The organism is Nocardia sp. NBC_01377 (assembly GCF_045040005.1).
GTDB classification, from domain to species: domain Bacteria; phylum Actinomycetota; class Actinomycetes; order Mycobacteriales; family Mycobacteriaceae; genus Nocardia; species Nocardia noduli.
Genome location: NZ_CP109566.1, coordinates 6,613,720 through 6,630,327 on the forward strand (window position 1 = coordinate 6,613,720; position 16,608 = coordinate 6,630,327).

A 16,608-nucleotide genomic window follows, 5' to 3' on the forward strand; every position below is an offset into this window, starting at 1 on the left:
TGATCGTTCCTCCAACTCCGCTGCCACGACGCCGGTCCCGCGCCTCGGCCGTGTTCCCTACATCACACGGAAATGAGCCGTGCATTGCGAACACTAGGCCCAAAGTTAATAAAAAGGAACCAAATCCGGCAAAAACTTCTGGACGCTTGTTCAGATGAGCACGACGGCTCGAAACCCGAGGCAGGGCCTGACCAGAGGCCGCCGTACCGGCGACGATGTGAGTTGTCACACTCTTTGAAGTGCAGACTATGAGCCGAAACGTTGCATCTGCGTTGCATCCGCGCCCATGCGTCGATCGAGGACCCGAATCTTGGCCTCTATCTGGGCATATAGCGGGGAGTCGCGCTCGACGGTCGCCCGGTAGGCGGCCCAGGCCGTCGCGTCGTCACGTCCCTCGGGGGCCTCGGTCCACCGGCGCAGGACCCCGGAATCACCCGAACTGAGCACGGCGGTGCGCAACCGCACCCGGAGCTCGTCGCGGAGATCCACAATGCCCGGAGCGGTCGATCGGGGCAGCACCGGACCGGCGTAGAGCCGTAATGCGTAATCGACATCACCGGAATCCAGAGCAACGCGCAGTTCGTCGACATCGGTTGCGACCGGAACCCGCAGGCGGTATGGGCGCGAACCGACGACGGTCGACCCGATGACCGCGCGCAAACGCGACATGGCGGCGCGGATCGTGCCGTTGTCCAGATCGGTGTCGTCGAGCAGCAGCGCCAGATGGTCGGCGCCGAGACCCTCGGGATGTTCGGCCAGCAGCAACAGGATCTCGGCGTGGCGCTGCGACAACGGAACCCGGTCACCCGCGATGGTCAACTGCGGCTGGCCCAGACCCAAGACGTCGAGCCCGAGCCTGCCCGCGTCGCCCACCGCGGAGCCGCGCTCACCGTTGCGTCCCGACCCCGGTCGACCGGCGCGCATGGCCGAAAGCAGCAGATCCATCTCGGCGGCGGTGGCCGCGGCCTTGACCAGGGCGAGGATTTCCGGCTTCGCCACGCGGACCCCGCCCGCGATCATCAGCACGCAGACCAACCTGCCGTCCGGATCGTGGACCGGGGCGGCGGCCCCGGTGATCTGGTGCATGCGATGCAGGAAATGTTCCGGTCCGTGGATCCACGCCGCCCGCCCGGTGCGCACGACGAGACCGACGGCATTCGTGCCGACCCGGCGTTCGCTCAGATCGTCGCCCGCGCGCAGGCCGGTCTCGGCGGCGGCGCTCACCTGCTCGGTGCCGCCGTGAATGGAGAGCACACGGCCGAACTGATCGGAGACGACGACGATCAAACCTGTTCTGGCCGTGTCCTGCACGAGTAATTTATCGATCAGCGGCATCAGCGCGGCGACCGGATGCGCGTCGCGATAGCGCTGGAGGTCGGTACCGCGGAGGCCGCGTTCGTTCAGCACGTCCATCGGGTCGACGCCGCCCCGGACACTGCGCAACCAGGATTCGAGAACCAGGGGACGCAACAGACCGGCCAGCTGCGACAGTTCTTCACCACCCGCGCCGAGATATCCATGTGCTTGTGCGGCATAGGCTTCGAGTGCGCCGAGCTGCGTGCCCGGTTCCACCGATTCTCTGCTGCCGCTTCGCCGTGGGTGCCGCCCACCTGCTGAATTGCTGACCATTTGCCTTTCTTTCCGCCCCAGACTGTACCGGCGAGTATTCCCAGGCAGGGGCGGTTGGAGTTCTTTGTCCGCCAGGTCACATCGCGCGGATACCGTCGGCAAATGTGACCTATTCGTCTTTCACATTAGGATGTGAGGTATCCCGCAGCGCGTTCGGCGATCATCATCACGGTGGCCTGCGGTCCCCGGCTCAGCGGCACCGGCACCACGGACAGATCGACGACGGACAACCCGGACACTCCGCGCACCCGGCACCTCGGATCGACCACCGCGCGCTCGTCCGCGTCGACGCCCATTCTGCACGTACCGGACAGATGTTGCGAGGTACCGAGATTCGCGCGCAGCCACGCCGAATCCGCACCGCCGCGCGGAATCGAGTCGATCCGCGCCCCCGGTATCCGCGCCAGCACGTCACCGGCGAGATCGACCGCGGCCGCCAGCGCGGTCCTGTCGTATTCCGCGGACAGATACCGATGCTCCAGCACCGGCGGATATCGCGGATCCGCGCCGCGCAGCCGCAGCACACCGGAGGAATGCGGGCGCATCAGCGCGACCCCGAGCCGATGGATTCCCAGCTCCGGGGTGAACGGGATCGAGTACGGGCGGATCTCGATGTCGTCGAGCGTCAGCACGTACTCCAGCGGGACACCGGGGCGGGCAGGCCCGATATCGAGTCCGTATTCGACACCGATCTCGGGATGGTCGCTGAACCAGGCACCTGTCGGCGCTTCGGAGATCACCGGAATGCCCAGCTCGCGCAGCTGCGCGGGCATACCGATCCCGGAACGCAGCAGCAATGCCGCCGATTCCACCGCCCCCGCGCACACCACCACGCGATCGGCCTCGATCGTGCCGCTGAACTCACCGGCCCTATAATCGATACCGACGGCCCTCGTACCGTGGAATCGGATGCGCGTCACCAGGATTCCGCCGGAGACGCTCAGATTGGGCCGCGACAGCGCGGGCAGCAGGCAGGCCGTCGCGGTTCCGATCCGCGATCCCGCCTCGACATTGCACGGGACCGGACCGAACCCGGTCGACGCGCCGTGAACGGCGTTCAGATCCGCTATCTCCGCGAAACCCGCCGCCGCCGCGGCCGAGGTGAATTCGACACCGACGGGGGCCGGATCGGTGACGCGACGAACCGGGATCGGACCCGTCGCGCCGTGACCGGGAGCCGAACCGAAATCATGATCGCGCTCGATATCCCGGTAGGCGGGGAGCACGGAATCGAACGACCAATCCGAGTCACCGCGCAATGGGTCACCGCGTAATTCCTCGGTCCAGGACGCGAAGTCGCCCGCCGGGGCCCGGACGAAATAGCCGCCGTTGATCGCGCCGGAACCTCCGAGCAAACGACCGCGCACCAGTTCGGTGACGGTGTCGGGCGCGGCGCCGCCCGCCGCCAGCAACGCCCGATAACGCCAGACCCACGGCGATTCCGGACCGATGGGCATCAGATCGGCGCGCAGCACCTCCCGCGGGATCGAATCCGCGCTCCCCCACACCTGCCCCGCCTCGACCAGGCGCACGACGTGATCGGGATCCGCGCTCAGCCGCGCCGCGAGCAGGCAGCCCGCGGTGCCCGCACCGACGATCAGCGTATCGACCACGACACCATCATCCGGCCCGCCGCCTTTCGCCCTCGCGGTGGGCCACGACCCACCCGAGGCCGCGTCGCGGTCTCAGCGTCGCGGTGCGGTCGGTTTGAGGGCCTCCAGGCTGCGCGCGCGGAACGCGCCGAGCCACAGACCGGTGCCGTAGGCGATGTCATCGACGCGCTTGTAGGCCAGATACCGGAACGGATCGAGTCCGCCCGCGTCACGATGGGTGAACCAGTCGGCCAATCCGTCGGCCACCGCCATGGTGACCGCGATGCGCCGGATCCGGCGCGAGGCCAGCATCGCCACCAGGGTCACCGGCCAGTAGTGCCTGCACATCGCCGAAGCCAGCCGCCACAGTCCGGCGAAGAACCCGCGCGAGAGATAGATCGCGGCGATTCTGGTCGGATTGTCCAATTCGGCGAAAACCCGCCGCAGACGCACCAGTGCGGTCGCGAGGGTGATCAGTCCGCCGATCAGCCCCCATTTCGACAGCGTGGCGAACAGGAACGTCGCCAGGACCGTCCAGGAGGGCACCGACAGCGGCGAGACCATACTCGGATCGTGCCGCTCGCCCAGCGGCGCGGCGCCGGTGCCGTAGAACAGCTTTCGACCGAACCAGGCACGAAAGGAGATGCGGTGGTCGTGGGCCACGTGGGCGGCGGGTTCGTAGCGCAGCCGCCAGCCCGCCTGCTCCAGCCGCCAGCACAGGTCGACATCCTCGGCCACCTGCATGGATTCATCGAAACCGCCCTCGGCGAGCAGCGCGCGCCGTCGTACGAGCAGCGCCGCACTCGGCACGTAGGAGATCACGCCGCGCGAATGCACCGCCGACTCGCGCCTGCCCAGATCCAGCGAGGAGCGGGTGTGCTCGTACCTGGCCAGCGCGTTCGACTCCGGATCGAGGGCGACGATACGGGGCGCGACCAGCGCGACCTCCGGATCGCTGAAATGCCCGAGCATCACCTCGAGCCAGCCGCTGCGCGGCACCACGTCGGAATCGAGGAAGGCGACGAATTCGGTTGTCGCGGCCCGCAGGCCCGCGTTGCGCGCGGCGGCCGGTCCCTGCTTGTCGTCGTGACGCAGCACCGTGACCTTGCAGCGGGTGCCCCGATTGTTCGGAACCTGCACCGGCTGGTCCGACCCGTCGTCGACGACGATCACATTGTGCCCGCGCAGCACTGCCAGCAACCTGGTCAGACCGTCGGCGTTGTTGTGCAGCGGCACGATCACCGTGACGTCGTCCGGGGACGGCAGCAGACGGGGCCGCGGATTGCCGACCCCGGAGTCGAGCAGCCGTCTGGCAACAACGGCGGACTTCGGGCCGGTGACCTCGAGGTAGCCGTCACCGATCATCTCGGCGGCCTCAGGGGCAAGACGCAGCAACCGGGCAGGCGAGCCGCCGATGAGGATGCGTCCCCCGGAGTATGCGCGTACCCGAGGATCGATCCGCACCCCGAATCCGTCGGGCAGGCGATCATGGCGCATTCCTGGCATGCTAGGCGGACTTTCGCGCGCAGGCATCATCGGTACGGAAAAAAGGACGGAATTCCGCGTGATCCTGTCCGTCGAGCTCTCCCCCGCTCGCGAAAATAGGTTTGCGAAATGGTTGCCAGAACTCGATCTCTCGCCCACCGCAACGCGACGGCAATCGACGGACAGCGCCCGAACCCCGGTGCCGTCTCACAGTGCCAGCGCATCCCCGGCAATCGGGGTCGGCGACAACCGAACCCGCGACACGCACGCCGCCACGGCGAGTCGTGCCAAGAACCGAATTCCGCAACGCCCCTCCTCGGTACCGAAACCCACCGAAACCCACCGAACACGACGCGGAACCGAAGCGACGGCGCACCCCGCCGATTCCGGAAACGAGGGCACAGCCGAGCCGCGACGATCCGCACGACTGGCACAGCACCGTCCGACCGCGGGACCACCCCCGCGTCGGGCCGGACGGCCTGCGCCGCCGCGGGCGCAGAAAACCCGCGAGCGCCCCGTCGTGCTCGGACGCGCCGACGATCATCTCACCCCCGCCGGATCCCGTGAACGCTCGGATCCACGGCGTGGCGCGAAGATCCGGCCCGCGCCGCTGTGAACGGGAACGCGTGACAGCCGTCTCGACGGCGCGCGCGGGACCGGACCGGGGGCCGGGGCGCACACGCGGTGGGGCCGGTCTGCGGCGGCGGGACCGGACCGGGTCCGCGCACTCTAGAATTCCGGGGGTAAGCAGCTGGACAGGTTCGTGCCGGGCGTCGAGGAATCGCAGCGTCCCGCGGTGGTAGAGGTGGCATGGGAGTCGGACGAATGCAGACGAGCGGGGGCGGCAGCACACTGTCGGAGTCCGAGATCGTCGAGGCCGCGTTGCGTGTGGTGCGTGAGGACGGCGTGGAGAAGCTATCCATGCGGCGACTCTCCCGCGAACTCGGCGTCTCCCCGATGGCCCCGTACTACTACGTCGCCGACAAGCGGGAGCTGCTCGATCTGGTCGCCACCGCCGCGCTGACCGGAGTGCGCACGTCACCGCCGGATTCCGCGCCGTGGCAGCGGCGGCTGCGCGATCTCATCGACCAGATCGACGAGAAGTTGCGCAAACACCCCGGCCTCGGCGATGTGCTGATCGAGCAGATGCTCGGCAAACAGCTCGACCTGATCACCGCGATCATGGAGATCCTGTTCGACGCGGGATTCACCGACCGCGACGTGCTCGCCGCGTATGCCACGATCCACACGTATCTGTTCGGGCGCAGCCGGGTCAATCCGCGCGACAGCGCCGCGCTGTCGGATGTGGCCCTGCCCGAGGTGGTGGCGCGGGCCGCGAAGTACCTGCCGGACCTGCGCGGCAAGTACTCCTACAACTTCGGGATGGAGGTGCTCGTCGCCGGGCTCGAGGCCCAGCTTGTCCATCGGCCGGACGCCGACGTACGATGAAACTGAAACACGTTCTAGTTTTGCCGCCACGTTCGAAAGGACGAGAGTGAACGAGCGCAGCCAGCGGGCCGCCGAAGCGAGCCGCCACGAGGTCCGGTCATGACCACCGTCGAGGTATCGCACGGATCGCGTTCGGTCGTGCTGCGGGTCGCCGCCGTCATCACCGAGACCGCCGACGCCTGCTCGATCGTCTTCGACGTGCCGGAGGAATCGCGGGACAAGTTCGAGTACAAGCCCGGACAGTTCCTGACGCTGCGGATCCCCAGCGATCTCACCGGCTCGGTGGCACGCTGCTATTCGCTGGCCAGTTCACCGCACACCGACGACAAGCCCAAGGTCACCGTGAAACGCACGGCGGGCGGCTACGGCTCGAACTGGGTATGCGACAACGTCAAAGCCGGTGACAGCATCGAGGTGCTGCCGCCGTCGGGCGTGTTCACCCCCAAGGATCTCGACCAGGATCTGCTGCTCTTCGGCGCGGGCAGCGGCATCACCCCGGTGATGTCGATTCTCAAATCGGCGCTCGCGCGCGGCGGCGGGCGGATCGTGCTCGTCTACGCCAACCGCGATCCCGACGGAGTGATCTTCGCGGGCGAACTCGGCGAACTCGCCGCCAAACATCCGCAGCGGCTCGTGGTCATCCACTGGCTGGAGAATCTCCAGGGGCTGCCGACCGCGGACGGCCTGGCGACCCTCGTCGCCCCCTACAGCGCCTACCACGCCTTCATGTGCGGGCCGAAACCCTTCATGGACCGGGTGCACGACGCACTCGGCAGGCTCGACGTGCCGAGATCACGCACCCACGCCGAGGTATTCAACTCGCTGGCCGGCGACCCGTTCGCCGATCAGGCCCCGGTGCGGGTCAGCGACGCGGAGGCCGCCGACGCCGCCACCGTCGAGGTGGAACTCGACGGGCAGGTGCACGAATTGAGCTGGCCGCGCAACCGGACGCTGGTCGACATCATGCTGGCCGCCGGCCTGGACGTGCCGTATTCGTGCCAGGAGGGCGAATGCGGCTCCTGCGCGTGCACGGTGCTGCGGGGCAAGGTGGAGATGGCCAATTCCGAAATCCTCGACCCCGAGGACATCGAGAACGGCTACATCCTCGGCTGCCAGGCGCGACCGGTCACCGACCACCTCGAGATCCAGTTCTGAGCCGCTACAGCGCGCGGTAGGCCGCCCGGTCGGCCGGATCCAGATGTTCGGTGGCGTAGCCGAGCGCGGTCCGGCCCATCGCGGCGGCGTGGCCGTCGAGGAAGCCGGTCAGCAGGGCACGGTCGATCCGCTTGCCGACTTCGCGCAACATCCAGCCGAGTGCCTTCTGGATCAGATCGCGCCGATCGGTCAGCAGTCGCTCGGCGAGAGCGAATGTCGTCGACGCGTCGCCCGCCTTGATGAAGGCGAAGGTGGTGAGCAGCGCGACCCGCCGCTCCCAGAGGGATTCGGAGCGGGCCAGTTCGAAGAGCAGATCCCGTGGCCGGTCCAGCAGCCACGGGCCGAGGATGTTCTCAGCGGAGGCGTCTACGAGGTCCCAGTTGTTCACCCGCCCCCGATACACGGCGTCGAGATAGAGCCGGACCATCTCGGCCTGCGCGTCGATATCCAGCGTGCGCGGCTTGGCCGCCTTCGCGAAACGCGTGTTGAGGATGACCAGCGCCGCCAACCGGTGCTCGTGCACCGCGCTGTCGAGCAGCGCGTCGATCTCGGCGAGCGGCAACGCCGCGAACCGTTTCGCGACGGCGCGGGTGGCGGGCACCCGGACACCGATGAACACATCGCCCTCGCCGTATTCGCCCGGACCGGTCTTGAAGAAGCGTCCGAGTCCGCTCGCGTCGTCGGGATCGGCCACGTCGGCCAGCGCGAGGGTCACGTCGGTCGCGGTCGGCTCGAGATCGGTCGGGCCGGGATCGGTCATCGCGAATTCCTCCTCGTCCGATCAGAGTTCGGCGCCGAGCACCCGCCCGGACTCGAAAGCCGCCGCGCCCCAGGGTAATTCGCCAGGACGGCCGCTGTTGAGCACGTGCACCGCACCGCTGCCCGTCCTCGGCCGCCCGAGCGCGTCCATCCGCCGGATGGTCTGGGCGGCGACGGCTTGCGCGCTGTCGAACAGGCGCACGCCAACGGGCAGCGCCGCGAGGATGTCGTCGACGACGAGCGGGTAGTGGGTGCAGCCGAGCACGACACCCTCGACGTCGTCGGGTGTCTCGGCGGCAGCGGCGGCGATGGATTCCTTGGCCGCCAACAGATCTCCGCCGTCGATGGCGTCGGCGAGGCCGTGACAGGCGACGCCGATCACCTTCGCCCCGCCCCCGAATCTCGCGATCAGATCCGCTTGGTACCGGCTCGCGGTGGTGGCGGCGGTCGCCCAGACGGCCACCGAAGCGCAGACCGCGGCCGCCGGTTTGATCGCGGGCACGGTCCCGATGACCGGCACGCCGGGGCCGACCTCGGCGCGCACCTGTTCGAGCGCGGTCACACTGGCGGTATTGCAGGGCAGCACGATCACTTCCGCGCCGTGACGCAGGGAGGTGCGCGCGGCGTCGACCACGCGGTCGATCACCCACGGCTCCGGCTTCGGTCCCCACGGCGCGCCATCGGGATCCAGTTGCAGGAGCAGATCGACATCCGGACGCAGTTTGCGCAACCATGCCGCCGTTGGCAGTAATCCCAATCCGGAATCGATGAGCGCGACGATCACACCGACCACCGTATTACAGGCCGCAGCGCGCCCGGACACGGCCGGAGTCGCCACCGTGGTGACGCACCGGCCGGGTCCGACGGCGGCATCGGCGCGTCAGGTCGTCGGAGTCAGCAGATCGGCGACGGGCGCGCCTGCGGCGATCTTGGCGCGAGCCTTCATGACCTGGGCCGTCACACCCGCGCCGACCACACCGGTGAGGTTGCCGCCCTGGGAGTAGTACGCGAGGAACTTACGGCCGTCGTCGGTGACGATGTCGACGTCGTCGCCCGCGCCGGGCGTACCGAGCGCCTGGATCTTGAGGTCGTACTGGTCGCTCCAGAAATACGGTACCCGCGCGATCGAGGGCACATCGACCCCGAGCATCGCGCAGGCGAGCAGTTTTGCCTGCTCACCGGCATTGGTCCAGTGCTCGACCCGCTTGCGCTGTCCGGTCTCGTGCAGCCACGCCGCGACGTCGCCCAGCGCCCAGACATCCTCGGTGGAGGTCCGGCCCACCTCGTCGGCGAGCACACCGCCGCCCGCGGTGGGTTCAGCCAGTTCGATACCGGAATCGGTGAGCCATTCGGTGGCCGGTCGCGAACCGACGCCGATGACGACCAGATCCGCGGCGACCTCGGTGCCGTCGGCCAGCCGCGCGCCGCGCACCCGACCCTCGTCGTCACCGAGCAGGGTGTCCAGGCCGGTACCGCAACGCAGATCGACGCCCTTGGCGGTGTGCAGCCGGGCGACCAGCGCGCCGATCTTCTCGCCGAGCACCGACGCCAGCGGGGTCGGCTGCGGTTCGATCAACACCACCTCGACGCCGCTGTCACGGAAACTCGACGCCAGTTCGCAGCCGATGAATCCCGCGCCGACCACGAGGGCGGTCCTCGCGCTCTTCAGTTCGTCGCGCAGCGCGGCGGCGTCGGAGTGGTCGCGCAGCACGTGCACGCCCTTCAGCTCCGGAAGGCCGGGTATCCGGCGCGGGCGCAGGCCCGTCGCGATGATGAGTTTGTCGTATTCGACGGTGCTGCCGTCGGCCAGCGCCACCGTGCGGGCCGCGGTGTCGACACCGGTGGCTCCCGCGCCCAGGCGCACCTCGATGGCCTTCTCGTCGAAGAATTCGGCGGGCCGCAGGGTGGTGTCGTCGGTTTCGCCGCGCACGAACTGCTTCGACAGCGGCGGCCGGTCGTAGGGCAACCGCGGTTCCTCCCCGACGAGGACGAGTTCGCCCTCGTAACCCGCACGACGAAGTTCCTCGGCGGTGCGCAGGCCGGCGAGGCCTGCCCCGATGATCACGATCGGCGCTGTCATTGCGGCCATCCCTTCACCCAACTGTTACCCAGCACCATAACTCTCGCTCCGACCGAGGTGGGTCGCTACCTCCCCGCCACGGTGCCAGCGATGTCGCGGCCCAATCGTGTCCGCTCCGATATCGACCGCTCGGTCAATCAGGACTATACCGAGGTCAGGACATATTTTCGAGCCCGAGGAGGCATACCATGTTCACCGAGAACCGCGCCCAGGACGGCCTCGCCGTCGTGCTCGGCGCCATCGCGGCGCTGACGCCGCTGTGGGTCGACACCAACGACCGCGCCGTGTGGTCACTGGTGGTGCTGGGCGTCCTGATCGCACTCACCGGCGCCGCGCAGATCTATCGGCCCGCCATGGGCGCGCTGGACTACGCCATGGGCCTGTTCGGCGTGCTGCTGTTCCTCGCGCCGTGGGCGATGGACTTCACCGCCTATCGGGGCGCATCCTGGACCGCGTGGGTCGTGGGAGTGGTGACCGTCGTGGTCGCCGTTGCGGCGCTGCCAGCGATGTCGGCACGTATGCACCGCACCGCGGCGCACCACTGACGCGGGGCCGGACAGCGGAAGGTGGGGCGCGCCACCGATGCAGATGCCGAAACCGCGGCGGGCGGGCGGGCGTCGTCGGAGCGCCAAGATCGACGGCGACGCCCGCGGCCTCATCCTGGACGCCGCCGAGGAACTCTTCGCGGCCCAGGGGTTCGACGCGACGGCGACCGCGGCCATCGCCTCCACCGCCGGCGTGCCCAAGGGTCTGGTCTTCTACTACTTCCCCACCAAGGATTCGATCCTGTCCACCTTGATGACCGAACGGGTGCCCGCCCACCCCGTCGGCGATATCGACACCGTGGTCGCACCGGGCGATCCGGCGCGGAGTCTGGTCAATCTCGACAACGCGCTGAATCTGCGCGATCACGATTCCTCGGTGCTGCGGGTCATCATGTGGCGCGAGGCCGACACACACCCGGACGTGCGGCGTCAGCTGCGCCACCTGCGTGACCAACTGCTCGACGTCACCGCGCGGGTGCTGCGGGCCAGCACCCCGGTCGCGGTGCGGCCAGGCACCGTGAGCGCCGCGGCCGCCACGTGGGTCTCGGCGATGTTCGCCATGGCGGGCACGGATCGGTTGCACACGCTCGACGGAATGGCGTCACCGTCGGCCGACGACATCGCCGAGGTCGCCAGGGTGGTCGCGGCGGGGATGACACAACTTGGCTGAACCGCGCGCGTGTCCACGATTTCGTCCGCGCGCGCGTGATATTCATCGCGCGTGCAGATTCCGACCAAAGATCGAAATCATGTATTTCGCGCCATAGGCGCCGCGCTGCTCTCGGGCGCTACCGTGATATCCCTGTTCGGCCCCGGCAGTGCCGGGGCCGTTCCGCTCTATCCGACACCCGATCCCGACCCCATCTACGCGGCCCCCGCCGATATCGCCGAGAAATCGCCGGGTGAAGTACTCGAAACCCGCCCGATGCCGCCGCTGGCGATGTTTCCCGGCACCGCGGTGACCCTGGTGAAATTCCGCTCGACGAATTCACAGGGTCTTCCCATCGCGGCGACCTCGACCCTGCTCACCCCGCAGTGGCGCGTCCCCGACGGACCGCTGCTGTCCTACCAGCACATCATCAACGCGCTCGGCCCACGATGCGCTGTCTCGCGAGTCCTCTACAGTCCCGATCCGAATTTGCAGGTCCGCGAGGCCGTCGCGCTGAACGCGGTGCTCGCGCGCGGGTGGAGCGTCGCCCTGCCCGACCACCTCGGCCCCACCTTCGCCTACGGCGCCGCCAGGCTCGGCGGGCAGATCACACTGGACGGAATCCGCGCCGCGCGTGCGGTGCCAGGGCTGAACCTGCACCGCAGCCCCGTCGCCATGGCGGGCTATTCCGGCGGCGGCATGGCGACCGCGTGGGCGGCCGCGCTCGCGCCGACCTACGCGCCCGAACTCGATATCGTCGGCGCGGCGGCGGGCGGGGTGCCGACGAATCTGGTGCGGATGATCGAAGCGGTGAACACCAATCCACACCCGGCCTTCGGTTTGATCATGGCCGCCGCGATCGGTCTCGAACGCGAATATCCGGACCGTTTGCCGATCGGTGAATCGCTGAATCCCCGGGGGCTGTGGGCCCGGGATGTCCTCGCGAACGGATGTACCAACGAAATTCTCGCCGTCGGCGCGGGAAAGAGCGTGATGGATTTCGCGAGCAATATGTCGCTGATGACGAACCGAGACGCCAGGGCGGTGTTGGAGGAGAACAGTCTCGAATTCTTCGACGGGGTGCCGAGAATCCCCGTCTACGAATGGCATTCCGCGTCCGACCCGTTGATCCCGGTGGATTCGATCGTCGCCACGAACCGGCGGTACTGCGACGCGGGCGTACGGCTGCAAGCGGATACGACGATATCTCCCGAACACATGTCGACGGCCGTGCTCGGCGTGCCCTTCGTCCTCGGCTGGCTCGATGCCCGCTTCCGTGGCGAACCGGCGCCGTCGAACTGCTGAAAGCTCATTCCGCGTCGAGGAATTCGGCGATGTCACGGGCGAACCGGCGGTGCGTGATCGCGCCGATATGCCCGACAGCCGGGTAGATGATCAGGTGCGACCGCGGAATGCCGTCGGCGGTCCGGCGGAAATTCGCGGTCGGGTAGTACTCGTCGCGCTCACCGCCGATCACCAGGGTGGGCGCCTCGATCTCGCCGAGTCGACCCGACAGGTCGAAGGCGTCCTCGGCGCGCACGAACGCCAGGGTGTCGGCCGGATCGACCGGCCGCAGGAAGGGATCGGCCAGCCACATGGCCGCGGTGAGCAGCCGGTCCCGCACCCGCGACGAATGCGGGGCCATATGGTGCAGCGCGCGATGCCCGGCCGCGGCGGCCTCGGCGTATCCGAGCTGATCGGCGCGCGCCCGCTCCTCCAACCGGTATCCGGCCGCCGCCACCACCAGGCGGCGCACCGAATCCGGATGATCGGCGGCCAGTTGCAGACCCACCGAACCGCCCGAGGAGATACCGAGCACATCCACCGGGCCGCCGAATTCCGATCGCAGCGCCCGCGCGTGCTGATCCGCGATATCGGCCATCGTCGTCCCCGCCGCCATCCCGGGCGCGCGACTCACCGCGTAGACCCGGAACCGCCGCGCCAGCCCGGCCAGCGTCCTGATCTCGGAATTCCGTGTCCATCCGGTCGGATTCGCGTGGTCGGGACTGAACCAGCGCAGGAAGACCAGCGGCCTGCCCGCACCGAACGCGAAATAGGGCAGATCGTCGGCGAGCGCGCCGGTGGCGACCGCGAATTCGACATCGAGCTTGCTCATGCACTCCATGGTCACCGAGACCGCGCGATCGCGTCGGACAAGATCGTCACGGGTCCACCTGTCGCGCCCGAACGGCGCCGCCCCGAGGGACGACGCCGTTCGACCGGTCAGCCCGGATTCTTCGCGATCAGCCGTGCGGCCACCTCGTCGGGCACCCGCGCGTACGAATCGAAGACCATGGCGTAGTTCGCCCGGCCCTGGGTCCGCGACCGCAGGTCGCCGATGTAGCCGAACATCTCCCGCAGCGGCACCAGTGCCGTCACGACACGGACCCCGCCACGCTCCGCCATCGCCGTGATCCGGCCGCGCCGCGCGTTCAGATCACCGATGACCTCGCCGAGGTACTCCGGTGGAGTGACCACCTCCACCGCCATCACCGGCTCCAGCAACGCCGGACGTGCCGACGCGAGCGCGTCACGCACCGCCTGCGCGCCCGCGATCCGGAACGCGAGCTCCGAGGAATCCTGTGCGTGTGCCGCGCCGTCGAGCAACACCACCCGCACATTCACCACCGGGGCGCCGATGAGCACACCGCAGCGCAGCGCGTCCTGCGCACCCGCGTCGATCGCTGGGATGTACTCCTTGGGCACCCGGCCGCCGGTCACCCGGCTCTCGAATTCGTAGACCGCGCCGTCCGCGCCGACGAACGGCACCACCGCGATCACCACCTTCGCGAACTGGCCGTGCCCGCCCACCTGCTTGCGATGGAGGTGCTCGTGCCGGTCCACGGCGGTCGTGACGGTCTCGCGGTAGGCCACCCGCGGCTTACCGGTATCGGCCTCGACCCGGAATTCCCGCCGGATCCGGTCGAGGACGATCTCCAGATGCAGTTCGCCCATGCCGCCGAGGACGGTCTGACCGGTCTCGGCGTCGACCGTGACCGACAGCGTCGGATCCTCCTCGGTGAACCATTGGATCGCGGTCGCGAGCCGCTCCTGATCGGAGGCGGTCCTCGGCGCGACGGACACCTCGAGCACCGGCTCCGGGAAGGTCATCGGCTCCAGCACGATCGGATCGTCCGGATCGCACAGGGTGTCACCGGTCGTGGTGTTCTTCAGACCGACGACGGCGCAGATCTGCCCGGCCCGCGCCCGCTCGATCGGGATCTCCCGATCGGAATGCATCTGGAACAGTCTGCCCATCCGCTCCTTTCGTCCCTTCGTCGAATTGACAACGGCGGCACCGCTTTCGACACTACCCGCGTACACCCGCAGGTAGGTGAGCCTGCCGAAGTGCGGATGCGCCGCGACCTTGAACACCAGTGCCGTGAACGGTTCGTCGACCGTCGCGTCCCGGTGCACGACCGCGAGTTCGTCATCGTGGCGATATCCGTCCGCGCCGCCCGCGTCCAACGGCGAGGGCAGGTAGTCGACGACCGCGTCGAGCATCGGCTGCACGCCCTTGTTCTTGAACGCCGACCCGCACAGCACCGGATACGCCGACGAACGCACCGTCAGCCCCCGGATCGCGGCCTTCAGTTCCGCGACGGACGGTTGCGTGCCCGCCACGAAATGCTCGAGCATCACGTCATCCGCCTCCGCGACCGCTTCCAACAGCAGCGCGCGGTAACGCGCCGCCCGCTCGCGCAGTTCGACCGGTATCTCGACGACCTCGAACCGTCGGCCCAGCCCGGTATCGCCGCGCCACACCTTCGCGGTCATCTCGACCAGGTCGATGATGCCCTCGAAATCGCCCTCGGCGCCGATCGGCAGCTGGATCACCAGCGGGGTCGCCCCGAGCCGTTCCTCGATGCTCCGAACGGTGAACAGGAAGTCCGCGCCGACCTTGTCCATCTTGTTCACGAAACAGATCCGCGGCACGCCGTACCTGTCGGCCTGACGCCACACCTGCTCCGTCTGCGGCTCGACCCCTTCCTTGGCGTCGAAAACCGCGACCGCGCCGTCGAGTACCCGCAACGACCGTTCCACCTCGACGGTGAAATCGACGTGGCCCGGCGTATCGATGAGATTGATCTGGCAGTCGTTCCAGAAACAGGTCGTCGCCGCGGCGGCGATGGTGATTCCGTGCTCGCGCTCCTGCGCCATCCGATCCATCACCGCGTTCCCGTCGTGCACCTCACCGATCTTGTAGGTGACACCCGCGTAGAACAGGATGCGTTCGGTCGTCGTCGTCTTCCCGGCATCGATATGCGCCGTGATCCCGATATTGCGGACCCGGACCGGATCGGTGGAAATAGCATGCGTCATGGGAATCCCCCACTCCATCAACTGGTTTCGTCCAGAGAAAGACGCTCGCCGAGTTGACGCGTTCCGGTGACGGCACGAGCGTGTCAGCGCGGCGCGAACAGCGCCACCACGACACTGCCTTCGACTACCGCGCGCGCGGACCTGCTGTAACCATGGCTCGTTTGTACCCCTCTGCGGTGTCCACTGTCGACCGAATATCGCGGGGGACAGCGTCGGCGCAACGGCGCCGTCACCGCTGTTCCGTATTTGTCCACAAGTCACCACAGCTCCCTGTGGATGGATCTGCATGAATCCGCGGCACATATCGACCGACCGTGGACCGGATCGCACAACTCGGGCGGAGAGCATCCCACGATCCGTGTCGACGGCGAGAAGTACGCGTTTCGTAGGGTATTCGCCTACGAAACGCATAATCGGACAGGCAAAGATCGCGGGCGGAGCGGCCCGGGCTTGCCGCCATTGCGTCAACAGGATGGCGAGGGGCGCGAGATTTTCCAGCGCTGCCGCCCCCTGGGCCACCGCGACCAGCTCGGCGAGGAACTGGTCGAGATCCGCGGTGGGCAGGAAAGTCCCTAGGAACTTCCGACACGCCAGCGCCGAACTGCGGAAACGCGGAACGGCGCCGCTCCCGTGGGAGCGACGCCGTTCGGAGAGATCAGCGATTCAGGAAATCACTTGATGATCTTGGTGACGCGACCGGCACCGACGGTGCGGCCACCTTCGCGGATGGCGAAGCGCAGGCCCTCGTCCATGGCGACCGGCTGGATCAGCTTGACCAGCATCTCGGTGTTGTCGCCCGGCATGACCATCTCGGTGCCCTCGGGGAGGGTAACGACGCCGGTCACGTCCGTGGTACGGAAGTAGAACTGCGGACGGTAGTTGTTGAAGAACGGGGTGTGGCGGCCGCCCTCGTCCTTGGACAGGATGATGAAGGCCGGTCTC

The 16,608-nt window shown here is 68.1% G+C and carries 14 protein-coding genes and 1 pseudogene; 6 read left to right on the forward strand and 9 right to left on the reverse strand.

Features of this window, described 5'->3' with window-relative positions:
* Positions 1-246 precede the first annotated feature (246 nt).
* The 3 genes from OG225_RS30370 to mftF form a co-directional block, all read right to left on the reverse strand.
* Complete coding sequence (locus tag OG225_RS30370; RefSeq protein WP_405178350.1) at positions 247-1,572, reverse strand: transcriptional regulator; 1,326 nt, start codon at positions 1,570-1,572, stop codon at positions 247-249.
* Between the two features lie 182 nt (positions 1,573-1,754).
* Positions 1,755-3,242, reverse strand: coding sequence for a mycofactocin system GMC family oxidoreductase MftG (gene mftG / locus OG225_RS30375; RefSeq protein ID WP_405178351.1), 1,488 nt, complete (start codon positions 3,240-3,242; stop codon positions 1,755-1,757).
* Positions 3,243-3,314: 72 nt separating this feature from the next.
* Positions 3,315-4,718: a mycofactocin biosynthesis glycosyltransferase MftF gene (mftF, locus tag OG225_RS30380; RefSeq protein WP_216908246.1), complete on the reverse strand. Its 1,404-nt coding sequence runs from the start codon at positions 4,716-4,718 to the stop codon at positions 3,315-3,317.
* Positions 4,719-5,531: 813 nt separating this feature from the next.
* Here mftF and mftR2 point away from each other — a divergent pair.
* Both mftR2 and OG225_RS30390 read left to right on the forward strand, forming a co-directional pair.
* The gene (gene mftR2, locus OG225_RS30385; protein ID WP_216908244.1) at positions 5,532-6,155 is read left to right on the forward strand and encodes a mycofactocin system transcriptional regulator MftR2; all 624 of its coding nucleotides are present in this window, start codon (positions 5,532-5,534) and stop codon (positions 6,153-6,155) included.
* 99 nt (positions 6,156-6,254) lie between these two features.
* A complete protein-coding gene (locus OG225_RS30390) occupies positions 6,255-7,310 on the forward strand; it encodes a 2Fe-2S iron-sulfur cluster-binding protein (protein WP_405178352.1) in 1,056 nt (351 codons plus the stop codon).
* Between the two features lie 4 nt (positions 7,311-7,314).
* On the opposite strand, the gene OG225_RS30395 is transcribed toward OG225_RS30390, so the two are convergent.
* The 3 genes from OG225_RS30395 to OG225_RS30405 form a co-directional block, all read right to left on the reverse strand.
* The gene (locus OG225_RS30395; RefSeq protein WP_405178353.1) at positions 7,315-8,070 is read right to left on the reverse strand and encodes a DNA alkylation repair protein; all 756 of its coding nucleotides are present in this window, start codon (positions 8,068-8,070) and stop codon (positions 7,315-7,317) included.
* Between the two features lie 21 nt (positions 8,071-8,091).
* On the reverse strand, positions 8,092-8,853 hold the full coding sequence (locus OG225_RS30400; RefSeq protein ID WP_405178354.1) for a glutamate racemase: 762 nt from the start codon (positions 8,851-8,853) through the stop codon (positions 8,092-8,094).
* 96 nt (positions 8,854-8,949) lie between these two features.
* Positions 8,950-10,149 carry an NAD(P)/FAD-dependent oxidoreductase gene (locus tag OG225_RS30405; protein ID WP_405178355.1) on the reverse strand — a complete coding sequence of 400 codons (1,200 nt, stop codon included), beginning with the start codon at positions 10,147-10,149 and terminating at the stop codon, positions 8,950-8,952.
* Between the two features lie 188 nt (positions 10,150-10,337).
* On the opposite strand from OG225_RS30405, the gene OG225_RS30410 reads away from it, so the two are divergent.
* From OG225_RS30410 to OG225_RS30420, 3 genes are all read left to right on the forward strand, one after another.
* Complete coding sequence (locus OG225_RS30410; RefSeq protein ID WP_405178356.1) at positions 10,338-10,694, forward strand: SPW repeat protein; 357 nt, start codon at positions 10,338-10,340, stop codon at positions 10,692-10,694.
* Between the two features lie 37 nt (positions 10,695-10,731).
* A complete protein-coding gene (locus OG225_RS30415; RefSeq protein WP_405178357.1) occupies positions 10,732-11,364 on the forward strand; it encodes a TetR/AcrR family transcriptional regulator in 633 nt (210 codons plus the stop codon).
* 105 nt (positions 11,365-11,469) lie between these two features.
* A complete protein-coding gene (locus tag OG225_RS30420; protein ID WP_405183419.1) occupies positions 11,470-12,648 on the forward strand; it encodes a lipase family protein in 1,179 nt (392 codons plus the stop codon).
* 4 nt (positions 12,649-12,652) lie between these two features.
* On the opposite strand, the gene OG225_RS30425 is transcribed toward OG225_RS30420, so the two are convergent.
* Positions 12,653-13,459, reverse strand: coding sequence for an alpha/beta fold hydrolase (locus tag OG225_RS30425; protein WP_405178358.1), 807 nt, complete (start codon positions 13,457-13,459; stop codon positions 12,653-12,655).
* 107 nt (positions 13,460-13,566) lie between these two features.
* The gene (gene fusA / locus OG225_RS30430; RefSeq protein WP_405178359.1) at positions 13,567-15,666 is read right to left on the reverse strand and encodes an elongation factor G; all 2,100 of its coding nucleotides are present in this window, start codon (positions 15,664-15,666) and stop codon (positions 13,567-13,569) included.
* 276 nt (positions 15,667-15,942) lie between these two features.
* On the opposite strand from fusA, the gene OG225_RS30435 reads away from it, so the two are divergent.
* Entirely contained in the window at positions 15,943-16,242 is a 300-nt protein-coding gene (locus OG225_RS30435) for a hypothetical protein (RefSeq protein ID WP_405178360.1), read from the forward strand.
* Positions 16,243-16,337: 95 nt separating this feature from the next.
* Here OG225_RS30435 and OG225_RS30440 read toward each other — a convergent pair.
* Positions 16,338-16,592, reverse strand: a pseudogene (locus tag OG225_RS30440) (elongation factor Tu); the annotation flags it as partial.
* Positions 16,593-16,608: the final 16 nt, after the last annotated feature.